Raw genomic sequence first — 23,131 nt, forward strand, 5'->3', positions numbered from 1 at the left:
GCGCGGAGCCGGTCTCAGTGGTGGCCGCCTGCCGGGCCGTTCAGCTTGTAGCGGGTGCCGCAATAGGGGCACAGCGCTTCGCCGGTCTTGTGCACGGGCAGGAACACGCGCGGGTGGGAGTTCCAGGACACCATGTCCGGCATCGGGCAATGCAGCGGCAGGTCGTGCTGGGTGACTTCGATCACGCGTTGAGTGTTTTCTTTCTGTTCAGCCATTCTGTATTCCTTGCAGAGCCGCCGCGCGGGCGGCTCGTCTTGCTTAGTTGACGTAGGTCAGCCAGTGCTGGTGTTCGGCATCCAGTCCTTTGACGATGTCGAAGTAGCGCTTCTGGATTTCGGCGGTGATGGTACCACGATTGCCGTCGCCGATCGCGCGTCTGTCGAGTTCGCGGATCGGGGTCACTTCGGCGGCGGTGCCGGTGAAGAAGGCTTCGTCCGCGCTGTAGACCTCGTCGCGGGTGATGCGCTTTTCTATCAGTTCCAGGCCCATTTCCTTGGAGATCTGCACCACGGTGTCGCGGGTGATGCCTTCCAGCGCGCTGGTCAGGTCCGGAGTGTACAGCTTGCCCTTGCGGATGATGAAGATGTTTTCGCCGGAACCTTCCGCCACGAAACCGTCCACGTCCAGCAGCAGCGCCTCGTCGTAGCCGTCGGCGGTGGCTTCGTTGTTGGCCAGGATGGAGTTCATGTAGTTGCCGTTGGCCTTGGCCTTGCACATGGTGATGTTGACGTGGTGGCGGGTGAAGGAGGAAGTCTTCACGCGTATGCCTTTTTCCAGGCCTTCGTCGCCCAGATAGGCGCCCCAGGGCCAGGCGGCCACGATCACGCGCACGTCGTTCTTCAGCGGCGCCACGCCCAGCTTGCCGGAGCCGTAGAAGGCCATCGGGCGGAAATAGCAGGATTTCAGGCCGTTGGCCTTGACCACGTCCAGATGGGCCTGGCTGATCTGTTCCGGCGTGAACGGCAGCGCCATACCCAGGATCTTGGCGGAGCGGAACAGCCGCGCGGTATGGTCTTCCAGACGGAAGATGGCCGGACCCTTGGGGGTTTCGTAAGCGCGCACGCCTTCGAACACGCCCATGCCGTAGTGCAGGGTGTGGGTCAGCACGTGGGTGGTGGCGTCGCGCCAGTCCACCATTTCGCCGTCATACCAGATTTTTCCGTCACGATCAGCCATCGACATCTTGGTGTTCTCCAATATTGTGTTTTCGCTTTGGGATGGGGCCGGATCTTGTCCGACCTCAGAACCTTTTCAAAGTCTCGCGAGCAAGGGCGAGACAAGGCGAAAACGAGCGAAAAAGCGGAATGTACTCGTGGTACATGAGCATTTTGAGCTGGTTTTCAACGCCGTATCGCTGAAGCGCAGCAGACTTTGAACTAGGTTCTTATCCAATGAGTTTATCTCGCCCTCATGACGCTGTGAACCGTTATTTGAGCGCTTGCTCGAATACCCGCTGCCATAGCGCGCGGCACTGGCGATAGTCCTCCAGCAAGGCGGCGTCCGGCGTCACGGTCTGCTTTTCGTTGAGCCGGGCGGCGTGTTGCCGCCGGCGGTAGTGGCGGTAGGCGTTGCGCGCGGCCTCGGCGTCGGCGGCGAGGATCAGCCCGGCCTCGGCGGCGGTGGCCAGCAGCGCGATATTGCCGGCGTTGGCGGTCAGCGCCGGCAGCGCGTGGGCGTGGGCCAGGATCAGGTATTGGACCAGGAATTCGATGTCTATGATGCCGCCGCGCGCGTTCTTGGGGTCTTCGTCGCGGGCGGGGTGGCTGTCCAACATGCGCTGGCGCATCGCCAGCACCTCGTCTCGCAAAACGGCCGGCTCGCGCCGACGGGTCAGGATGGCGTGGCGTTCCTGTTCGAACTGGACGCCGACTTCGGCGTCGCCGGCCACGTAGCGGGCGCGGGTCAGCGCCTGGTGTTCCCAGACCCAGGCCTGTTGCTCCTGGTATTGGCGGAAGGCGTTGACCGAGCTGACCAGCAGGCCGCTGGCGCCGTTGGGGCGCAGCCGCAGGTCGATGTCGTAGAGCACGCCGGCGGCGGTGGCGCTGGTCAGCCAGGTGGACATTTTGCGCGCCAGCCGCGAATAGAGTTCGGCGGCGTCCGGGTGCTCATCGTCGTAGAGGAAGATCAGGTCCAGGTCCGAGGCGTAGCCCAGCTCTTTGCCGCCCAGCTTGCCGTAGCCGATGATGGCGAAACGCGGCGTGTCGCAATGGCGGCTGGGTATGTCCAGCCAGGCGTGGCGCAGCGTGGCCGCCAGCACGATGTCGGCCAGCAGCGACAGTTGGTCGGACAGCGCCTCCACCGTCCACATCCCGGCCAGATCCTGCGCCACCAGGCGAAAGGATTGCGCGTGCTGGAAATGGCGCAGCGCGTCCATCTTGGCTTCCACGTCGCCGTCGGCCTGACGCAGCTGCTGTTCCAGCTGTTCCGCCAGCTGCGGCCAGTCCGGCGTGGCGTAGAGCACGCGCGCGTCCAGCAGTTCGTCCAGCAGTATCGGGTGGCGGGTCAGGTAGCCGGAGACCCAGGCGCTGGACGAGTAGAGCGAGGCCAGCCGCTGCAGGGTTTGCGGGTATTCGGTCAGCAGCGCCAAGTAGGAGGCGCGGCGGCTGATCGCTTCCATCAGCGCGATGATGCGCGCCAGCGTGGCGTCGGCGTTGTCGAAGCGGGAGGCGACTTCGATCAGCGCCGGCATTAATTGGTCGAACTGCTTGCGGCCATTCAACGGCATTTGCTGGTAGCGCTGCCCCTGAGCCAGGCTTTGCAGCTGACGCGCCACCTGTTCCGGCTCGGCGAAGCCCAGCCCTTGCAGTTTTTCCACCGGCAGGCAGTCGGCGATGTCCAGCCACAGCTCGGAGAGCGGGTGATCGGCCGCGCTCTCGGTGGGCAGGATGAATACTTGCTCGAAGTGGCGGGTGACCTTGCGGCGCTGCTGGTTGAGCCGGTTCATGAACTGCTCCCAGTCGGCGCAGCCCATGGCGGCGGCGATACGGGCGCGGTTGTCGGCTCCGGCGGGCAGGGTTTGGGTTTGTTGGTCGTCCAAGTATTGCAAGCGGTGTTCCAGATTCCGCAAGAAGGCGTAAGCCTCCTGCAGTTCGGCGACGGCGGCGGGCTCCAGCAGCCGCAGTTCGCCCAGCCGGCGCAATGTCTCTCGGGTGCCGCGCAGTTGCAGGCTGCGGTCGCGGCCGCCGCGTATCAATTGAAATACCTGGGCGATGAACTCTACTTCGCGGATGCCTCCCGGCCCCAGCTTGATGTTGTCGGCCATGTCGCGGCGCGCCACCTCGCGGCGGATTTGCGCGTGCAGTTCGCGCATCGCGCCATAGGCGCTGTAATCCAGGTACTTGCGGTAAACGAAGGGGCGCGCCATGTCGGCCAGCGCCGCTGCGTCGCCGCTGAGCGGCCTGGCCTTGATCCAGGCGTAGCGTTCCCATTCCCGGCCCTGGCTCAGCAGATAGTTTTCCAGCGCGGCGAAGCTCATCGCCAGCGGGCCGGAATCGCCGTAGGGCCGCAGCCGCATGTCGACGCGGAACACCTGGCCATCGGCGGTGACGTCGTTGAGCAGGGCGATCAGCCGCTTGCCCACCTGGGTGAAGTATTCGTGGTTGCTGATGCTGCGGCCGCCATGGCGACCGCCGTCGGTATCGCCGCTTTCGGGGTAAATGAAGATCAGGTCGATGTCGGAACTGACGTTGAGCTCGCCGCCGCCCAGCTTGCCCATGCCGATGACGATCAATTGCTGGGTCTCGCCGCTGTCCTCGCCTATCGGCTGGCCGTAGTGGGCCAGGCCGGCGCGCGCAGAGGTCAGCGCCCGTTCGACGGCGAAATCGGCCAGCGCGCTGACGGTGGACACCACCTCGTCCAGGTCCGCCAGGCCGTTGAGGTCGCGGCAGATCAGCCGCGCCACCACTGCCTGGCGCAGCCGCCGCAGCGCCGGCGCCAGCCCTTCGGCGTCGCTCAGCGCCCGCCAGTCGGCGAAGGCTTCCATCTCCGCCGCGTCGAAAGGCCGGCCTAGCTTGGCTTGCAGCCGCTCCAATTCTTCGGGGCGGGCGGTCAGCAGACGCTGCAGATAGTGAGAGAACTCGCGGCTGCGGGCAATGGCAGCGGCCGTGTTTGCTGGCATAATAGGCCTCTACGGCATGTCAATTCTTGATGGCCACATTGTAACGGTTTGCCGCATTTGGAAAAGCTCTTCTCCGTTCTGTCCCATATCCATGTGATCAAGGTTCTGAAACGGACCTGTGCGCTGTTGGGAATGGCCGCCGCCGCCGCCTTGACGCTGCTGCTGGCGGCCTTTTGCGCGTTCACTTTCTGGGTGCTGCCCAATCTGAACCAGTTTCGCCAGCCGCTGGAGCGTTATCTGAGCCAGTCGCTGGGGCGGCCGGTGCAGGTGGCGGCCTTGTCCGGCGAATGGCTGACCGTGGGGCCGCGTTTCGAGCTGGGCGGCGTCACCATCGCCAATCCGCAGGACGGCAAGGCGCTGACCTTGCGCCAGGTGTCGCTGGAGCCGTCGTGGCGTTCCTTGCTGGCGCTGGAGCCGCGGCTGGCCAGCGTGGTGGTCAAGGGCCCGACGGTGGAGCTGCTGCGCTCGCGCCAGGGCGTGATCTATCTGAACGGCTTTGATCTGAGTTCCGGCTCCGCCGACAGCGGCCTGGGCAATTGGCTGCTGCGCCAGCCCAGCCTGGAGATCAGCGACGCGCGGCTGAGCTGGCAGGATGAATTGCTGGGCCTGCCGCGGCTGGACCTGAGCCAGGGCCAGCTCAAGCTGAGCGCCGGCCTGTTCGGCCACGGCCTGAAGCTGTCCGGCCAGCCGGCGGCGTCCTTGGGCAAGGGCTTCGATCTGACGGCGTCCTGGCGCGGCGACGACATCGCCGCCTGGCAGCAGTGGTCGGGCTCGCTCAAGGTGGCGCTGGACGGCGCCAAAGTGGGTTCGTGGACGCGTTATTTGCAACAACTGGGCATGCTGCGCAGCGGCGAGGGCAGCGGCACGGTGGAGATGTCCTTCTCCGACGGCGCCATCGACGCCTTGAAAGCCAGCGTCAACGTCCACGACGCCGCCTACACGCCGCCGGATTCCCACGAACTGGTGCTGCCGCGGCTGCAGGGCGAGTTGCAGCTGACGCGCCAGCTCAGCGGCAGCTATAAGGTCAAGGCCAGCCGGCTGAGCCTGGCCAGCGCCAGCGGCCTGGCTTTCGACAATTCCAATATCGACGGCGAGTGGCGTTACGGCGAGCAAGGCTTCGGCCAACTGACGCTGGACAATGTGGACCTCAGCCACCTGACCCCCTTCATCCACGCGCTGGGCGCCGACCGCAACCCGCTGTTCGCGCGTTTTTCCCCCAGCGGCGCGCTGCGCGACCTGACCGTCAGCTGGAAGGGCGCGTTGGAAGCGCCCAAGGCCTTCAAACTCAAATCCCGTTTTGAAAAGCTGGCCTGGCAGCCGTTCGGGGAGCTGCCCGGCGTGTCCGGCGTCAGCGGCGCGATCAGCTTCGACGAAAAAGGCGGCCGCCTGCAGCTGGACACCGGCAAGTCCCAGGTCAGCTATCCATCGGTTTTTGTCGCGCCGTTGAATTTCGACAAGCTGACCGCCGACGTGGGCTGGCGGCGGGAAGGGCAGGCGGTGGTCTTGGACTTCCGCCAGGCCGCCTTCTCCAACGCCGATTTGTCCGGCAGCCTGCAAGGCAGTTATCGGCATCAGGGCGCCGGGGCCGGCGTAGCCGATCTGCGCGCCAGCATCGCCGGAGTGCCGGCGGCCAGGGTGGCGGAGTATCTGCCGCACGAGGTGGGCGAGCACACTTTGCGCTGGCTGCGCCAGGCCTTGCAGGGCGGGCAGCTGCGCCAGGCGACGATGAAGCTGCGCGGCGATCTGGAGCAGTTCCCCTTTGCCGGCGGCAAGGGCGGCGAGTTTCTGGTGGAGGCCGAGGTGGAGCGCGCGCGTCTCAGCTATCAGTCCGGCTGGCCGCGCATCGACGACATCGACGCCCAATTGCTGTTCCGCAACGAACGGATGGAGGTGAACGCGCGCCGCGCCGTCACCGTGGGCGTGCCGCTGAGCGGCGTCAAGGCGGTGATAGACAATCTGGGCGCCGACGTGCCCATGCTGACGGTGGAGGGCCGCGTGGCCGACCGTCTGCAGCGCATGCTGGCCTTTACCACGCAAAGCCCGGTGGACGGCTGGCTGGACGGTTTCACCGGCCAGATCGAAGCCGGCGGCGACGCCAGCCTGGACTTGAAACTGGGGATACCGCTGGCCGGCGAACAGGGCGTGACGGTGCGCGGCGACATCTGCTTCGCCGACAACGCGCTGCGCTTCAAATCCCTGCCGATTCCGCCGCTGAGCAAGGCGCGCGGCCGGCTGACCTTTACCGAACGCGGCGTGGACAGCCCGGGCCTGCAGTTCGTCGGCTTCGGCGGTCCGTTCCAGTTGAAGGCCAACACCGGCGCAGACAAGCGCATGCGTTTCGAACTGGCGGGCCAGGCCGATTCGCGTCAAGTGCTGAAGCAGTATCTGCCGGCGCTGGCGGAGCAGGTGTCGGGCAAGTCCGGCTACCGCGCGCAGTTCGTCGTCAAGCAGGGCTTGGAGAGCCTGGCGGTGAGTTCGGACTTGCAGGGCACCGCCTTCGACTTGCCGCCGCCGTTGGCCAAGGCCGCGGCGACGGTTTTGCCCCTGCAACTGCAGCTGCGGCCGCAGCAGATGCGCGGCGTCCAGACCCAGCGGCTGGACTTCAGTCTGGACGGCATGATAGCCGGCCGCCTGCGTTTGAACGAACACGGCGATTTGCAGGCCGGCGCGCTGGGCGTGGGCCGCGCGCCGGGCGAGCCGGCGGCGTCCGGCCTGGCGGTGCGGGTGGCGCAGCCCAAGGTGGTGCTGGACGATTGGCTGAAACTGGCCGACGGCGCCGCGCAGTCCAGCGGCGGCGGAGAGCCTGCGGCCCTGCCGGCCTTGCAGCTGGAACTGGAAACGCCGGAACTGGTGTTGCCGGGCCTGAGCCTGCACAAGGTCAACGCCCGCTTGGGCAACCGCGAGCTGTCCAAGGCCTGGACCGTACAGCTGCGCTCCAACGAGATGAGCGGCGACGCCAGCTATCGGCCGGAAGGCAACGGCCTGCTGCAGGCCAATCTCAGCCGTCTGGCCTTGAGCCTGCCGGCGGAGAAGAAGGAGGGCGCGGCGGAGGCCAAGGCCGCGGCCGGCGGCGAAGCCTCGGTGCTGAACCGCAGGCTGCCGGAGATGAAGGTGCGCGTCGGCGAGCTGGTGTTGCAGGGGCGCTCGGTGGGCCGGCTGGAGCTGGAGGCGCGCCGCGACGGCAGCGTCTGGCAGATGGCGCCCTTGCGGCTGACCACCAACGACGGCACGCTGAAGGCCACGGTGCGTTCGGACGCGCGCGGCGCCGGCAATGTCGACGCCCGCTTCGAATTGCTCGTCGGCGACGCCGGCAAGCTGCTGACGCGGCTGGGTCAGGGCGAGATTTTCCGCAACGGCCAGGGCACGCTCAACGGCCGTTTGAATTGGCCCGGCGGCCTGGGCGATCTGGATTTGGCCAAGGTATCCGGCGAATTGGCGCTAGACTTCAAGGACGGACGCTTCGCCAAGGTGGACCCGGGCGTGGTCAAACTGCTGGGCGCGCTCAGCCTGCAATCGCTGCCGCGCCGCATCCGGCTGGACTTCACCGACGTGTTCAGCGACGGCTTCGCCTTCGACAGCCTGAAGGGCGAGGCGCAGGCGCGCAACGGTCTGTTCACTTCGTCCAAGGTGGAGATGAAGGGGCCGGGCGCGGACGTGACGATTTCCGGAGAACTGGACCTGGGCAAGGAAAGCCAGGCCTTGAAAGTGCACGTGGTGCCGCGGCTGGCGGAAAGCGTGGCGCTGGCGGCGGGGGCGGCCCTGCTCAATCCGGTGGTGGGCATCGCCACGCTGGCGGCGCAGAAAGTGCTGCGCGATCCGGTGGGCCGCATCCTGTCGGTGGATTACGAAGTGAGCGGCTCCTTGCGCGACCCCAAGGTGGTGCGCACGGCGATCGGTCCGATACAGCAGAACAAAGGGGGAAAACCATGAAGCAGACATTTTTGGCGGCGGCGGTGCAGATGGTGTCCGGCTCCGACGTGACGGCCAATTTGCAGCGCGCCGCGCATTGGGTGGCGGAAGCCGCCGGCAAGGGCGCGCGGCTGGTGGTCTTGCCCGAGTATTTTTGCCTGATGGGGCGGCAGGAAACCGATAAGGTGGCCGTGTGCGAAGCCTACGGCGACGGCCCCATCCAGAGCGCGCTGGCGCGGATGGCGCAGGAGAACGGCGTGTGGCTGGCGGCCGGCACCGTGCCCTTGCGCAGCCCGGAGCCGCAGCGGGTGTTGAACACCACCTTGCTGTTCGACCCGGACGGCGAAGTGCGCGCCCGCTACGACAAAATCCATCTGTTCGGCTTCTCCGGCCTGGGCGAGAGTTATTGCGAATCCAACACCATCCGTCCGGGCGAACAGCCGGTCAAGGCGGATCTGGGCTTCGCCGAGATGGCCTTCGGCATCTGCTACGATCTGCGTTTCCCTGAACTGTTCCGCCAGTTGTCGCCCTATGATCTGATGATTTTGCCGGCGGCCTTCACCGCCACCACCGGCGAGGCGCATTGGGAGCCCTTGCTGCGCGCGCGCGCGATAGAGAATCAGAGCTATGTGCTGGCCTCGGCGCAGGGCGGAGAACACGACAACGGCCGCAAGACCCACGGGCATTCGATGATCATCGATCCCTGGGGCCGCGTGCTGGCCGAAATAGACAAGGGCGAGGGCGTGATCCTCGCTGAAATCGACCCGACATTGATCCAGTCGGTGCGCACCCGCCTGCCGGCGCTGGCGCACCGCGTACTCGCGTGAAAGAACCCGACACTATGCAAGATGCTTTCTCCGCGGCAGACAGCCTGCTGCTCAAGCCTTACGGTCTGGACGAGGCGGCTTTGGAAGCCACGCTGGCGCGCATGCGCCACCACGCCATCGACTACGCCGATCTCTATTTTCAATACACCCGCAGCGAGGCCTGGAGCCTGGAAGAGGGCATCGTCAAGTCCGGCAGCTTCAGCATTGACCAAGGCGTGGGCGTGCGCGCGGTGGCCGGCGACAAGACCGCCTTCGCCTATTCCGACGCCATCAGCCTGGAGGCGCTGAGCCGCTCCGCCGACGCGGTGCGCGCCATCGGCCAGGCGGGCGGGGACGGTTCCGCCGGCGCGCAGACCCGGCGCGCGCCCAAGCCGCTGTACCCGGCGCTGGACCCCTGCCACAGCCTGGAGGCGGCGGCCAAGGTGGCCTTGCTGGAAAAAGTGGAGCGGATGGCGCGGGCGCAGGACCCGCGGGTGATCCAGGTGATGGCCGGCATGGCCAGCGAATACGACGTGGTCTACGTGGCGCGCCACGACGGCGTGCGGGCCGCCGACGTGCGGCCGCTGGTGCGGCTGTCGGTGATGGTGATCGCCGAGCAGAACGGCCGCCGCGAGCAGGGCTCCAGCGGCGGCGGCGGCCGCTTCGACCTGGCCTACTTCGACGACGAGGTGCTGGAGCGCTACGCCCGCCAGGCGGTGCATCAGGCGCTGACCAATCTGGATTCGCGGCCGGCGCCGGCGGGCCAGATGACCGTGGTGCTGGGGCCGGGCTGGCCCGGCGTGCTCTTGCACGAGGCGATAGGCCATGGCCTGGAAGGCGATTTCAACCGCAAGGGCACTTCGGCCTTTTCCGGCAAGATCGGCCAGCGGGTGGCGGCGCCGGGCGTCACGGTGGTGGACGACGGGGTGATGGAAGAGCGCCGCGGCTCGCTGGCGATAGACGACGAGGGCAATCCCACTCAGCGCACCGTGCTGATCGAGGACGGCGTGCTCAAGGGCTATATGCAGGACGCGATGAATTCGCGCCTGATGCAGGTGGGCGCCACCGGCAACGGCCGCCGCGAGTCCTACGCCCACATCCCGATGCCGCGGATGACCAATACCTATATGCTGGCCGGTCAGCACGATCCGCAGGAAATCATCGCCTCGGTCAAGGACGGCCTGTACGCGGTCAATTTCGGCGGCGGCCAGGTGGACATCACCAGCGGCAAGTTCGTGTTTTCCGCGTCGGAAGCCTGGCGCATCGAAAACGGCAAGCTCAGCTATCCGGTCAAGGGCGCCACCCTGATAGGCAACGGGCCGGACGTGCTCAACTACGTCAGCATGATAGGCAATGATTTGCAGCTGGATCAGGGCGTCGGCGTCTGCGGCAAGGAAGGCCAGAGCGTGCCGGTGGGCGTGGGCCAGCCCACGCTGCGCATAGACGGCGGGCTGACCGTGGGCGGCACCGGCGGCTAAGAACCTGTTCAAAGTCTGCTGCGCTTCGGCGATACGGCGTTGAAAACGAGCTCAAAATGCTCATGTACCACTTGTACATTCCGCTTTTTCACTCGTTTTCGCCTTGTCTCGCTCTTGCTCGCGAGACTTTGAACAGGCTCAAAGAACCTGTGTAAACAGGTTCTTTGAGAAAGGCGAAGCGCTGGAGCTTCGCCTTTTTTTACGCCTATTTTCAAATTAAACAAGCAGATCATCCAAATTTAAAGCCAATTATCAAATACCTTCGGCGGCGACACAATGCGCTGGTCCGGTGTCGCCGTGTTGGCGGCGCCGCAATCGGGAGACGATGATGAAAGCTTTGACCTTGGCGCTGGGCTTCGGCCTGGCCTTGACCGCGGCCTTCGCCGGCGCGGCGGAAAACCTGCCGCAGCCGGCGCGGGTGTGGGCGGACCGTCCGGCCGGCAGCACGGCGGCGGTGAAGCTGGCCGCGCTGCGTTACGCGGCGTTCTGGAACAGCGGCGATCCGCGTTACGCCGAACTGGCCTTGGACCCCGACTTCATCGACCGCACCCTGCCCGCCGGCCGTCAGCAGGGCGTGGCCGGCCCTTTGCAGGCTTCGCGCCAGTTCCGCGCCGCGGTGCCGGATTTGAAGGTGGACGTCACCGACATGGTGCTGGCCGGCGACCGCGTCGCGCTGCGCCTGCATTTCCAGGGCCATTTCAGCGGCCGCTTCGGCGACGTGCAAGGCCAGGGCCAGCCGGTGGAGTTCCAGGCCTTCGACCTGTACCGCGTCAAGAACGGCCGCATCGCCGAGAACTGGCATCTGGAAGACAATCTGACCCTGATGCAGCAACTGGGAGTGGTGAAGCCATGAGCGCGGGGGATTTTTCTTTCCACGGCCAGACCGTGGCGGTGTTGGGCGGCGGCTCCGGCATCGGCCGAGCGGTGGCGGACGCGGCCGCGGCGGCCGGCGCGCGGGTCTATGTGCTGGGGCGTAGCGCCCAATCCGAGGCGGATCGCGAAGGCATCCAGGCGGACATGACCGACAGCCGGGCATTGGCCCGGGCCTTCGCCGACATCGGCCGCATCGATCATCTGGTGCTGACCGCCGGCGCCCGGGTCGGCGCGCCAGCCTTGGCCGAGTTGAGCGAGGAGGCCTTGCGGCAGACTTTCGACGTCAAGCTGTTCGGCAGCCTGCTGGCGGTGCGCGAGGCCTTGCCCTATCTGACGGAGCGGGCGTCGGTGACCTTCACCTCCGGCCTGCTGGCGCGCAAATTCTCCAGCGGCGGCCTGCTGAAAAGCACGGTCAACGCCGCGCTGGAGGCGGCGGCCAAGAATCTGGCCAAGGAACTGGCGCCGCGCCGCGTCAACGTGGTCAGCCCCGGCGTGGTGGACACCGAGCTATGGGGCGAGGCCGGCTCGGCCGCGCGCCAGGCGACGCTGGCGCGCATCGGCCAGGGCCTGCCCGTCGGCCGCGTCGGCCAGCCGCGGGAATTGGCGCAAGCCTATCTGTTGGCGATGGCCAACGGCTTCATCAGCGGCGCGGTGCTGGACGTGGAGGGCGGGGCCTTGTTGTAGGCCTCGGCCCAAGAGAGAGGACTCGAGATGTCCGATACCCTACCCATCAATCGTCGCCAGTTCCTGGCCGGCGCGGCCGCGGGCGGCACCGCGCTGATGCTGGCGCACGGCGCGGTGCTGGCGGCGACAGGAGCAAGCAAAATGACGGCAATTTCAACAAGCGGCGGCGCCTTCTGGCCGAACGGCGCCCGCCTGGCGATTTCGATTTCCATGCAGTTCGAGGCCGGCGCGCAGCCGGAGCGCGGCGCCAGTGGGCCGTTTCCGCCGCTGGACCCCAAGTACGCGGATCTGCCGATGCAAAGCTGGTACGACTACGGCGTGAAGGAGGGCATTCCGCGGCTACTGGACTTGTGGGACCGCACCGGGGTCAAGGTGACTTCGCACATGGTGGGGCAGGCGGTGGACCGCAGCCCGCGGCTGGCGCGCGAGATCGTGGCGCGCGGCCACGAGGCGGCGGCGCACGGCCAAACCTGGGAGCCGCAATACCCGATGACGCCGGAGCAGGAACTGGCGGCCTACAGCGCCAATATCGCCAGCATCGAGCGCGCCACCGGCACGCGGCCGGTGGGCTTCAACGCCTTCTGGCTGCGCGGCACGCCCAATACCCTGAGCATTCTGCAGCAACTGGGCTTTCTCTATCACATCGACAACGTCAGCCGCGACGAGCCGTTCACGGTGGCGGTCAAGGGCAAGCCCTTCGTGGTGGTGCCTTATACCTTGCGCAACAACGACATCGTGCGTTTCGACTCGCCGGCGCTGAGCAATGAGGCTTATCTGTCGGATCTGAAGGCCGAATTCGACGTGCTCTACGCCGAGGCGGGTTCGCGGCGGCGGATGATGTCGATCAGCACCCACGACCGCATTTCCGGCTCGCCGGCGCGGGTCAAGGCGCTGGAGCAGTTCATCCGCTATGCGCAGAGCCATGCCGGCGTCGCCTTCATGCGCAAGGACGAGATCGCGCGCTACGCGCTGCAGGCGGACAAAGTGCCGGCGGACTGAGTTCTTGGGTTTTGAGAAGCGTTCCACAACCGCGGGACGGCCATTGGCCGCGCCGCGGTTTTCTTAGAACCTGTTTACGATCTCGCGAGCTAAGGCGAGACAAGGCGAAAACGGTTGAAGAAGCGGAATGTACAGGTGTTACATGAGCATTCTGAAAGCGTTTTCAACGCCGTATCCCCGACGCGCAGCAGATCGTAAACAGGTTCTTACAATTGGGCGCCGGCCTCCGGCAGCAGAGCGGTGGCCGGCAGCGTCGACAGCCGCTCGCGCAGGAAATCGATCAGCCGACGAATGCGCAGCGGCTGGCCGCGCTGGCCGGGGTAGAGCAGGTGCAGCGGCGCGCTGTCGGTGAAGTATTCGTCCAGCACCGTGAGCAGGCGGCCCTGGCGCAGATCGTCGGCGATGTCCAGCAGCGATTTGTAGGCGAAGCCCTGGCCTTGCAGCGCCCAGCGGCGGATCACCTCGCCGTCGTTGCTCTGCTGCGCGCGCTCCAGCCGCAGCGCGCGGCGCTGGCCGTGCTCGCGGTAAGGCCATTCATGCATCGGCCCGTCGCCGGTGACCAGGGTCAGCGTCGGCAGCTCGGCCAGCTGCCGCGGATGGCTGGGCATGCCGGTGCGCGCCAGCAGCGCCGGCGCGGCGCAAACCACGCGGCGGCTGGCGGCCAGTTCGCGCGCGATCAGGCTGCTGTCCGCCGGCTGGCCGTAGCGGATGGCGATGTCGATGTCCTCGCCGATCAAATCGGCCGGGGTGTCGTCCAGCTGCAAGGCGAAATGCACCGCCGGGTGCAGGCGGCGGAATTCGTCCAGGCAGTCCAGCAAGGCGTGGCGGCCCAGGTCCGACGGCGCCGACAGCCGGATCAGGCCGCTGAGTTCGCGCTGCTCGCGCTGCAGCCGGTCCTGGCCTTGCTGAAGGGTGTCCAGCGCGCGCTGGCAGTGGTCGCGGAACACTTCGCCGGCCTCGGTCAGCCGCAGCTGGCGGGTGGTGCGCTGGAACAGCCGGCTGTCCAGCGCCGCTTCCAGCCGCTGGATGCAGGCGCTGGCGGCGGCGGGGGACAGGCCTTGCTTGCGGCCGGCGGCGGAGAAGCTGCCCAGCTGGGCAGCGTCGAGGAAGAGGCGTAGGTCGTTGAGTCGATCGAGCATGAGCGTGGCCCGGGCGCGGCAGCGCCCGGGCGGGGAGGGGTTTAAATGGTTTCGGTATTGGCCAGCAGCCATTCGCGCGCCGTGCTGTCCACCAGCGGCAGCAAGCGCGCGCGCACCTCGGCGTGGTACTGGTTCAGCCAGTCCACCTCGGCGCGGGACAGCAGGTTGAAGTCCAGGCAGCGGGTGTCGATGGGGCACAGGGTCAGAGTTTCGAAGCGCAGGAAGTCGCCGAATTCGTTCTGCGACGAGGCCACGTTCAGCACCAGATTCTCGATGCGCACGCCCCAGCGGCCCGGGCGGTAGACGCCGGGCTCGATCGAGGTGACCATGCCTTCCTGCATCGCCATATTGGCGTCCGGCACCGCGCGGGAAATGCTCTGCGGGCCTTCGTGCACATTGAGGAAGTAGCCGACGCCGTGGCCGGTGCCGTGGCCGAAGTCGATGTCCTGCTGCCACAGCGGCGCGCGCGCCAGCGCGTCCAGCATCGGCGACAGGGTGCCGCGCGGGAAGTGAGCCATGGACAGGCCTATGGTGCCTTTCAGCACCAGGGTGAAGTCGCGCTTCTGCTCGGCGGACGGGGCGCCGACCGCCACCACGCGGGTGATGTCGGTGGTGCCGCCCAGGTATTGGCCGCCGGAGTCTATCAGCAGCAGGCCGTCGCCCTTGATCTCGCTGTGGGCGGCTTCGGTGGCGTGGTAGTGCGGCAGCGCGCCGTTGGCGTTGAAGCCGGCGATGGTGCCGAAGCTGGGCGATACGAAGCCGGGCCGGCGCGCGCGCGCGGCGGTGATTTCCTCGTCTATGGTCAGCTCGGTGACGCGGCTGCGGTTGACCTCGCCTTCAAACCAGGCGAAGAACTCGCACAGGGCCGCGCCGTCCTGTTCCATCGCGCCGCGGATGTGGGCGGCCTCTTCCTCCGTCTTGCAGGACTTGAACAGGGTGCTGGGATTGATCGCCTCGATCACGCGGGCGGCCGGATTGACCGCCTGGCGCAGGCCCAGGGTCACGCGGCGCGGGTCCAGCAGCAGGCTGGCGCCGGCCGGCAAGGCGGCGAGCGCCGGCTTGGCCTGGGCGTAAGGCCGCACTTCGACGCCGTCGGCCGCCAGTTGGGCGCGCAGCTCGGCAGAAACCTTGCCTTCGCCGACGAAGAGGGTGGCCTGCCGACGGCTCAGCAGCGCGTGGCTGATGAAGACCGGATTGTAGTTGACGTCGCTGCCGCGCAGATTGAAGCTCCAGGCGATGTCGTCCAGCGTGGACAGGAAGTGCCAGTCGGCGCCGGCCTCGTCCATGGCGGCGCGCAAGCGCGCCAGCTTGTCGGCGCGGCTTTGCGGCGCGAAGGCCGATTCATGTTGATAGACCGGCGCGTCCGGCAGCGGCGGGCGCTGCGGGTCGATGGCGTCTATCAGGTCCAGATCGGTGCGGAGCCGGGCGCCGGCCTGTTCCAGCGCGGCTTGCAGCGCCTTGGCCGCGGCCAGGCCCAGCGAGTCGCCGTCCACCGCCAGGGTCTGGCCGGCGCTCAGGGTCTTGGCGATCCAGCCCAGGTGGTCGGCGCTGGCGGCGCTGACGATCTTGACCAGCTGGATGCCGCTGCCGGCCAATTCGGCTTCCGCTTGCACCCAGTAGCGGCTGTCGGCCCAGACGCCGGCGAAGTCGCGGGTGACGATCAGCGTGCCCATGGAGCCGGTGAAGCCGGACAGCCATTGGCGGGCCTGCCAGCGCGCCGGCAGGTATTCCGACAGATGCGGGTCCGAGGAGGGCACCAGACAGGCGTCGACGCCGGCGTTCTTCATGGCGGCGCGCAAAGAGGCGATGCGTTGCGGAATGGTGTCCAATTGCGGGGTTGCGAGGGTGTTCATGCCGGCTCCGGGGGATGTATGCCATGCATTCTGTGGCTAATGAAACCGGGGCGCAAGAGTATGAGCATAGCTGATGATTGCCATGTCATTTTGGCTGGGGGCGCGGGCGTCGGACGCCCGCCTTCGCTCAAGACCCGCTGTCGTCGAATTGAACCGTGGGCACGGCTTTGCGCAGGCCGCGCGTCAGGCACAGCAAATACGCCACGCCCGCGGCCAGCCAGGCCAGGCCGATTTGCAGGGTGAGCGCCGATAGGCTGGTCCATAGCCATAGCGTCAGGGCAAATCCAATCGCCGCAGGCAAGCCATAACGCAGCCAGGCGCTGAACGGATGCGGCTTGCCGTCCAGCAGATAGGTTTTGATCACCGCCAGATTCACCACCGAGAACGCCACCAGCGCGCCGAAACTGATCAGGGAGGTCAGGGTGGCCAAATCCATCACCAGCGCCAGCAGGGAACAAAGGGATACCACCAGTATCGACCAGATCGGGGTGTTGAAGCGTTGCGACAGACCGGCGAAGACCCGGTGCGGCAAGACGCGATCCCTGCCCATGCTGTACAGAATGCGCGAGACCGAGGCTTGGGAGGCCAGCGCCGATCCAAAAGCCCCGGCCACATAGCTGGCGGTGAAAAAACTGACGAAATAGGGGCCGGCGATGCGCTGCATCACCTCATTGGCGGCAGAATCCGCATGCTGGAACCGGCTGCCGGGGAAAGCCAGCTGGCTGATGGCCGCCAGCAGGATGAACAGCAGTCCCGCTGCTATCGTCGTGATGATGATGGCCCGCGGGATGTCGCGGTGCGGTTCCCGCGCCTCTTCCGCCAAAGTGGACACCGCGTCAAAGCCCAGAAAGGACAAACACAGAATGGCCGCGCCGGCCAGCACCGGAGCCATGCCGATGGCGCTGCCGTCCCCCTGCCACGGGGCCAGCAGATCCACGCTGGTCTGAGTCATGATCTGCCGGGCGGCCAGCGCGACAAACACCAGAACAAAGACGAGCTGCGCGGCCACCAGCACATTGCCGAAACGCGACACCGATTGAATGCCCAGCACATTAAACACCGTGACCAGCGCGATCATGGTCACGATAAAGCCCCAGGCCGGCACTTGAGGAAAGCTTTGATGCAGGTAGATGCCGATCACCAGATAATTGATCATCGGTAAAAACAGGTAATCGAGCAATAAAGACCAGCCGGCCAGAAAGCCCGCCATCGGACCAAAGCTTTTACGGGCGTAAGAATAGGCCGAGCCTGCAACCGGGTAACGGCCGACCATGCGGCTGTAAGACAGCGCGGTGAAAAAAATGGACAGCAAGGTGAGCAGATAAGCCAAAGCGGTGCGGCCGCCGGTGACTTGAGTGACCACGCCATAGGTGGTGAATACGGTCAAGGGCACCATATAGACCAGGCCAAACAAGGTCAGCGCCGGCAGCGATAAGACTCGGCGCAGCGATCCGGCGTAGGGCAGGGGCTGCGCGGGCGCCGTCATGGGGAACGGGGGGGATCCTGGCATCATGATGCTCCTCTATTGTCGGCCAGCGCTTTGGCGCCTGTCCAAAGTCCGCTGCGCGTCGTTAACCGTCTCTTGGGACCGGCTATTGTTGTCGATTCAAGCCGCTTGCTATCCATGGCGTTTATCGTAGCAAGGCTTTCTCCGCGGCCTCGACGGCTTGCTCGAAAGTGTCCGCGATGAGATCGGCCTGCTCCAGGCTCAGGGTCAACGGCGGCGAAATGATGAAGGTGTCCGCCAGATTGCGTATCAACACCCCGTGTTGACGGCAGTAGTCGGAGATATAGGCGCCGAAGCCCAGATCCAGATCAAAAGGCTGTTTGCCGGCGGGGTCGGCCACCAGCTCCACGCCTATCATCAGGCCCAGGCCGCGGACATCGCCCATATGGGGATGCGTGCTCTTTATCCTTGTCAGGCGCTGCAATAAATGACCGCCCACCTTGGCCGCGTTTGCCGTCAGCTTGTCCCTTTCGATGATCTCCAGATTGGCCAGCGCCGCCGCGCAGGCCAGCGGATGGCCGGCATAGGTGTTGCCGTGATAGAAGGCGGTTGGGCTGAACTGACGGGCGTCGCTGGAGTGAAACGCCGACTCCACCCGCTGGTTGATCAAAGTCGCGCCCAGCGGGATGTAGCCGCTGTTAATCCCTTTGGCGAATACCATGATGTCCGGTTTCACTCCCCAATGCCGGCTGCCGAACAGCTTGCCAATGCGGCCGAAACCGGTGACCACTTCGTCCGCGATCAGGAGCACGCGATGGCGGTCGCACACCTCGCGCACCAAGGGCCAGTAATTGGCGGGCGGGACGATGACGCCGCCGGCGCCTTGCACCGGTTCGGCAATGAAGGCCGCCACGCTGCCGGGGCCCTGATGCAGGATTTCCCGCTCCAGCAATTGCGCGCATAAGCGGCCTAGGGTGTCTGAATCGTCGGTGTAGGGGTTGCGGTATAGATGGGGGGTGTCCACTTGGCTGAAGCCCGCCAGCAAGGGCTCGTAAGCCTGGCGATAAGCGGTGCTGCCGTTCGCCGACAAGGCTCCCAGGGTGACGCCGTGGTAAGCCTGCTTCAGCGAGATGATTTTATGGCGCTCCGGCTCGCCGCTTTGCCGCCAGTACTGGCGGGCCAGTTTAAACGCCGCCTCATTGGCTTCCGAGCCGCCGGAGGAGAAAAAGGCGGCGCTCATGCCTTCCGGCTCCGTCATCCGGCATAAGCGTTCGGCCAGCGCCTGGGCAGGCTGCGTGGTGGTGCCGCCAAAAATCGAATAAAAACCCAGCTGGTTCAATTGTTGGGTGATCGCCTCCTTGATTTCCGGATGGTCGTGCCCGACGTTCACATTCCACAAGCCGCCTTGCCCGTCAAGATAGCGTTTCCCGGTTTGATCGAAGACATGGCAACCCGAAGCGCGATCGATCCGCAACGGCGGATGCGCGGCAATATGGCTGGCATTGGCGAAGGGGTATAAGAGGTGGCCGGTGGGATGGCGATTGGCTGTGCTGCTCATGATGTTCTCTCCTCGGTTTTACGATGCGGCGCCGGTTGGTTCCGATGGCCGGCGTTCTGTTGTCCTATTGCTCCTGATTCAGCGTCATCCACACCCCCTTGGTCTGGGTGTAGGCCAGCAGCGCGTCAAAGCATTTGTCGCGGCCATTGCCGGACTCTTTCCAGCCGCCGAACGGCAGTTGCATATCGCCGTCCATATAGCTGTTGACGTAGACCATGCCGGCTTCGACCTCGCGCGCGAAGCGATGCGCATGGTTGAGGTTTTGGGTCCAGATGCCCGCCGCCAGGCCAAAGCGGCTGTCATTGGCGATGGCGATGGCCTGGTCCAAGCCGGATACCGGCAGCACGCAGGCCACCGGGCCAAAGATCTCTTCCCGCGCTATGCGCATGCCGTTGTCCACGCCGGCGAACACCGTGGGATTGACGTAGGCGCTGTGCTCCAGATGGCGCGGGGCGTCGCCGCCCAACAGGCATTGCGCGCCGGCTTGCCGGCCCAGCGCGATGTAATCCAGCACGCGGCGCTGCTGGCCGCGGCTCACCAACGGGCCCATGCGGGTGGCCGGGTCCAGCGGGTCTCCCGGGAGGTGATGGCTGCGCGCGGCGCTTAGGAAGGCGTCGAGGAAGTCGGGAAGAATGCTTTGTTCCACCAATAGGCGGGAGCCGGCGCAGCATATCTGGCCTTGATTGCCGAATACGCCCATGGCCGCCCAGCGCGCGGCGGCCTCCAGGTCCTGGACATCGGCCAGAATCACATGGGGGGACTTGCCGCCGCATTCCAAGGACAGTTGCTTCATATTGGACTGGCCCGCGTAGCCCAGCATCAGCTTGCCCACTTCCACCGAACCGGTGAAGGCGATCTTGTCGACATCCCGATGCAAGGCCAGCGGCCGGCCGCAGCCAGGCCCATCGCCGGTCAGCACATTGAATACCCCGGGCGGGCCGCCGGCCTCGACGAAGAGCTTGGCCAGCCATAAAGCGCTGAGCGGAGACTCCTCCGCCGGCTTGAGCACCACGGAGTTGCCGGCCGCCAGCGCGGGCGCGATCTTCCAGCAGCTCATCAGAAGGGGGTAATTCCAGGGCACCACGCAGGCCACCACGCCCAAGGGCTGACGCAGCACAAAGCTATGGATGTGGTGGGCGGTTGCGCCCACCGTGCCCTGCACCTTGTCGATGGATTCCGCGGTAAAGCGCAGGCATTGCACGCTCAGGGGCAGGTCCACCGTCAGCATCTCGCTGATCGGCTTGCCCATGTCCAGGCAGTCCAGCAAGGCGAAGGTGCGCTGATGTTGTTCGATCAAATCGGCGAGCCGATTGAGCACGGCCATACGCTCGCGCGGCGGCCGTCTGGACCAGGCGCCGGACTGAAACGCGCGCCGCGCGGAATTGACGGCGAGATCCACATCCTGGCCATCGGCGCTGGGCAGCTCGGCCAGGATTTGGTCATTGCTGGGATTGACGCTGGCGAAGCGCCGGCCGGAACGCGCCTGGTGAAAGTCCCCGTCAATGAACAGCCCCAGTTCCAAGGGGGGCTCTTTGGCCAGGGCGCGCCAGTCGGCGGCGGATAGGGGTTCAGCGCTCATCGTCGGCTCCTGAGTCTAATAGATGGGGAAAGGCGCCCAGCGCTTCAAACTGGCCGGCCAGCGACAGCAATTGCCGGTCCGCCCCGCGCGCGCCGATGAATTGCAGCCCAAGCGGTCTGCCGTCCGGAGTCAGGCCGCAGGGGACGACGCAGGCGGGATGCTGGCTCAGATTGAGCGGGAAGCTGAAGCCCGCCCACTCCGTCCAGGCCGCGCCATCGCCGGCCGGCTGTCGCGAGGCGATGGGGAAGGCCGCCAAGGGAGTGGCCGGCGCCAGCAGCAGATCGAACCGGCTCATTGTCTGGTCCATGAAGGCGCCAAACTCGGCGCGCCGGGTCTGAGCCGCGACCAAGTCCGCCGCGCTCAGGGCCAGGCCGCGTTCGGCTATCTCGACAAAGCCCGGGTCCAGTTGTCCGCGCAGGGCCGGCGCCACCCTGGACAGCCGGTTGGCCGCGCCGCTGAACCAGTGCTTTTGGAAAACATCGAGCAGATCGATATCGGGGAGCTCGAATGGCTGGATCTCCACCCCCAAGGAGCGCAGCAGACTCAAGGCCCGTTCCATGACCGCGGCCACTTCCGGCCGCAGCTGGCCGCAGGCCGGGGTGGACCAGTACGCCACTCTGGCCCGGCTGAGCGCCAAGGGCGGGAAGGCGGGCGGGTTGCCGATGGGCTGATGCCAGTCGCGCAGGTCGCGGCCACTCATCGCGTCCAGCATGGCGCTGACGTCGCCGACGCAGCGCGCGATCGGACCAAGATGGGAGAGGGTGCCGAAGGCGCTGCCGGGATAGGCGGGCACCCGGCCAAAGCTCGGCTTGTGTCCGACCAGGCCGCAGAAGGCCGCCGGGATGCGAATGGAGCCGCCGCCGTCCGTTCCCAGGTGCAATACGCCCGCGCCGGCCGCCGCCGCCGCCGCCGCGCCGCCGGAAGAGCCGCCCGGCGTCAGCTCAGGCCGCCAAGGATTGCGCGTAATCCCATGCAGCGGATTATCGGTGACGGCTTTCCAGCCGAATTCCGGCGTTGTCGTCATGCCCAGCAAGACGGCGCCGGCGGCGCGCAAGCGAGCCACCGACGGCGCGTCGCTGTCGCAAACCGCCGCGCTGCTGCTGTGGCTGCCATAGCGCACACTCCAGCCTTGCACCTGGACGATGTCCTTGATCGTGACCGGCACGCCATCGATGGGCGACAAGGGACGGCCCCGCCGCCAACGTTCATCGGCGGCGGCGGCGGCGGCGGCGGCGAGCGCGCCGGCGCGGTCGATGGAAGCGAAGGCGTTGTATCGGTCTTGGACCGCCGAGGCCCTGGCTAGCGCCGCGTCCGCGACTTCAAGCGGAGAAAGGCTTGCCGCGGCGTAGCGGGCGGTCATGGTTTGCACGTTCAGCCGGCAGAGCGGGGACGCGTCCGACAGCGGATTTGTAGAAATAGATGACATACTCAGCTCCAAGGCAAGGAGCGGCGTGGCCGCAATGGCATGACTGGGCGGTGGTGTTGCCTGGCGATGATGGTAAGCAAACGAGGCGGCGCGGAAAAACGCATTTTTCGCGGCAAGTTGCGCTGTTTTTATGTGTAAGAGCCTGTTCAAAGTCTTGCGAGCGAGAGCGAGACAAAGCGTTGCGGCTGAAGAAGCGGAATGGTCATACGGCGCATGAGCATTCTGAAGATGTTTTCAAGGCCGTATCGCTGAAGCGCGGCGGACTTTTAACAAGCTGCTCAATGCCGGCGAGGGGGCGGGGCCATGAATATTTCGATTAGACAAATCCGTTATGTCTATGAGGTGGCGTTGACGGGCAGCATCGCGGCGGCGGCGGAGTCGATACCGATTTCCAAATCCGCCTTGTTGAGCGCCATCATTCATGTGGAACACCAAATCGGGTTTCGGATTTTTGAACGCCGCCCGGCGCGAGGCGTAAAAATCACCCCGGCGGGCAAGCAATTCATGCTGGCGGCGCAGGATATGTTGGAGGCGAAGTCGACGTTTAATCGCAGCATCGCCAATCTGACGCGGCCGGGCGCCGTGCAATTGCGGATTGGCTGTTTTGAGCCGTTTGGCGCTTTATTCATGCCGGATGTGCTGAAGCGCTATATACAGGGCCAGGGCGAAGTCGACATCCAGCTGCGGGAAGGAGATCAGTCGCAACTGCGCGGCTGGCTGGCGGCCGACGAGGTGGATTTGATCGTGACCTACGATATCGGCTTTCACTTGGACGAGGAGGTCAGCCGTATCTGCAAAGTGCCCTGTCATGCCTTGCTGTCGAGACAAGACCCGCTGGCGGAACAAGAGTCGGTCTCCTTGGCGGATTTGGCGCTGCGGCCGTTGGTATTGCTGGATTTGCCGCAGACGGCGGCGTATTTGCTGGCCTTGTTCGCGATATCGCCTTGTCAGCCTCATGTGCGCTTCAGGACGCGCTCTTATGAAACCGTGCGCGCGGCGGTTTCCGCGGGATTCGGCTGTTCCATCCTGAATATGTGCCCGTCCGGCAGCGCCACTCGGGACGGACCGGCGTTGATACGAAGACCGTTCTCCGATTTCAGTCCCGCGCCCACGCTGATCGTGCAGGATAAACATGGTCGGGAAAAACCCGCTTTCATCCAGGATTTTATTAGCGCGACGCAGCAGCATTTTCGCCAACTGGGGCCGGAGGGTTTCGCCGTGGCGATCCCGGCCTTGGCGGCGACTTTGTTTCAGGTGTAAGTA

Annotated in this window: 16 protein-coding genes; 7 read left to right on the forward strand and 9 right to left on the reverse strand. The window is 65.8% G+C overall.

Annotation, left to right across the window (positions count from 1 at the left end):
* Window positions 1-14 precede the first annotated feature (14 nt).
* The 3 genes from QUG03_RS06025 to glnE form a co-directional block, all read right to left on the reverse strand.
* Entirely contained in the window at window positions 15-215 is a 201-nt protein-coding gene (locus QUG03_RS06025; protein WP_019104039.1) for a zinc-finger domain-containing protein, read from the reverse strand.
* Window positions 216-258: 43 nt separating this feature from the next.
* Complete coding sequence (locus QUG03_RS06030) at window positions 259-1,182, reverse strand: branched-chain amino acid transaminase (protein ID WP_107798762.1); 924 nt, start codon at window positions 1,180-1,182, stop codon at window positions 259-261.
* 244 nt (window positions 1,183-1,426) lie between these two features.
* A complete protein-coding gene (gene glnE / locus QUG03_RS06035; RefSeq protein ID WP_500819638.1) occupies window positions 1,427-4,117 on the reverse strand; it encodes a bifunctional [glutamate--ammonia ligase]-adenylyl-L-tyrosine phosphorylase/[glutamate--ammonia-ligase] adenylyltransferase in 2,691 nt (896 codons plus the stop codon).
* A 57-nt stretch (window positions 4,118-4,174) separates the two neighbouring features.
* Here glnE and QUG03_RS06040 point away from each other — a divergent pair, with 57 nt between their 5' ends.
* The 6 genes from QUG03_RS06040 (at window position 4,175) to QUG03_RS06065 (ending at window position 12,866) form a co-directional block, all read left to right on the forward strand.
* A complete protein-coding gene (locus QUG03_RS06040; RefSeq protein WP_500819639.1) occupies window positions 4,175-8,047 on the forward strand; it encodes a YhdP family protein in 3,873 nt (1,290 codons plus the stop codon).
* The gene (locus QUG03_RS06045) at window positions 8,044-8,853 is read left to right on the forward strand and encodes a carbon-nitrogen hydrolase family protein (protein WP_500819640.1); all 810 of its coding nucleotides are present in this window, start codon (window positions 8,044-8,046) and stop codon (window positions 8,851-8,853) included. The genes QUG03_RS06040 and QUG03_RS06045 overlap by 4 nt, the downstream gene beginning before the upstream one ends.
* Before the next feature lie 14 nt (window positions 8,854-8,867).
* Complete coding sequence (gene tldD / locus QUG03_RS06050) at window positions 8,868-10,310, forward strand: metalloprotease TldD (protein WP_107798766.1); 1,443 nt, start codon at window positions 8,868-8,870, stop codon at window positions 10,308-10,310.
* A gap of 328 nt (window positions 10,311-10,638) precedes the next feature.
* Complete coding sequence (locus tag QUG03_RS06055; RefSeq protein ID WP_081544511.1) at window positions 10,639-11,163, forward strand: ester cyclase; 525 nt, start codon at window positions 10,639-10,641, stop codon at window positions 11,161-11,163.
* Entirely contained in the window at window positions 11,160-11,867 is a 708-nt protein-coding gene (locus QUG03_RS06060; RefSeq protein ID WP_500819641.1) for an SDR family oxidoreductase, read from the forward strand. The genes QUG03_RS06055 and QUG03_RS06060 overlap by 4 nt, the downstream gene beginning before the upstream one ends.
* 27 nt (window positions 11,868-11,894) lie before the next feature.
* Window positions 11,895-12,866 (forward strand): polysaccharide deacetylase family protein, encoded by a 972-nt coding sequence (locus tag QUG03_RS06065; protein ID WP_500819642.1) that lies wholly within the window; start codon window positions 11,895-11,897, stop codon window positions 12,864-12,866.
* 206 nt (window positions 12,867-13,072) lie between these two features.
* Here the strand turns inward: QUG03_RS06065 and QUG03_RS06070 are convergent, their stop codons facing one another.
* From QUG03_RS06070 to QUG03_RS06095, 6 genes are all read right to left on the reverse strand, one after another.
* Window positions 13,073-14,005, reverse strand: a complete 933-nt coding sequence (locus QUG03_RS06070; RefSeq protein ID WP_227103577.1) for a LysR family transcriptional regulator — start codon at window positions 14,003-14,005, stop codon at window positions 13,073-13,075.
* A 41-nt stretch (window positions 14,006-14,046) separates the two neighbouring features.
* Window positions 14,047-15,834, reverse strand: a complete 1,788-nt coding sequence (locus tag QUG03_RS06075) for an aminopeptidase P family protein (protein WP_500819815.1) — start codon at window positions 15,832-15,834, stop codon at window positions 14,047-14,049.
* 151 nt (window positions 15,835-15,985) lie between these two features.
* A complete protein-coding gene (locus QUG03_RS06080) occupies window positions 15,986-17,368 on the reverse strand; it encodes an APC family permease (protein WP_500819643.1) in 1,383 nt (460 codons plus the stop codon).
* 121 nt (window positions 17,369-17,489) lie between these two features.
* Window positions 17,490-18,863, reverse strand: a complete 1,374-nt coding sequence (locus QUG03_RS06085) for an aminotransferase class III-fold pyridoxal phosphate-dependent enzyme (protein ID WP_500819644.1) — start codon at window positions 18,861-18,863, stop codon at window positions 17,490-17,492.
* Between the two features lie 64 nt (window positions 18,864-18,927).
* Complete coding sequence (locus tag QUG03_RS06090; RefSeq protein WP_500819645.1) at window positions 18,928-20,442, reverse strand: aldehyde dehydrogenase; 1,515 nt, start codon at window positions 20,440-20,442, stop codon at window positions 18,928-18,930.
* Complete coding sequence (locus tag QUG03_RS06095; RefSeq protein ID WP_500819646.1) at window positions 20,432-21,868, reverse strand: amidase family protein; 1,437 nt, start codon at window positions 21,866-21,868, stop codon at window positions 20,432-20,434. Before QUG03_RS06095 ends, QUG03_RS06090 begins: the two co-directional genes overlap by 11 nt.
* Window positions 21,869-22,171: 303 nt before the next feature.
* On the opposite strand from QUG03_RS06095, the gene QUG03_RS06100 reads away from it, so the two are divergent.
* Complete coding sequence (locus tag QUG03_RS06100; protein WP_107799436.1) at window positions 22,172-23,128, forward strand: LysR family transcriptional regulator; 957 nt, start codon at window positions 22,172-22,174, stop codon at window positions 23,126-23,128.
* Window positions 23,129-23,131: the final 3 nt, after the last annotated feature.

Source organism: Chromobacterium sp. CCUG 30098 (genome assembly GCF_059916605.1).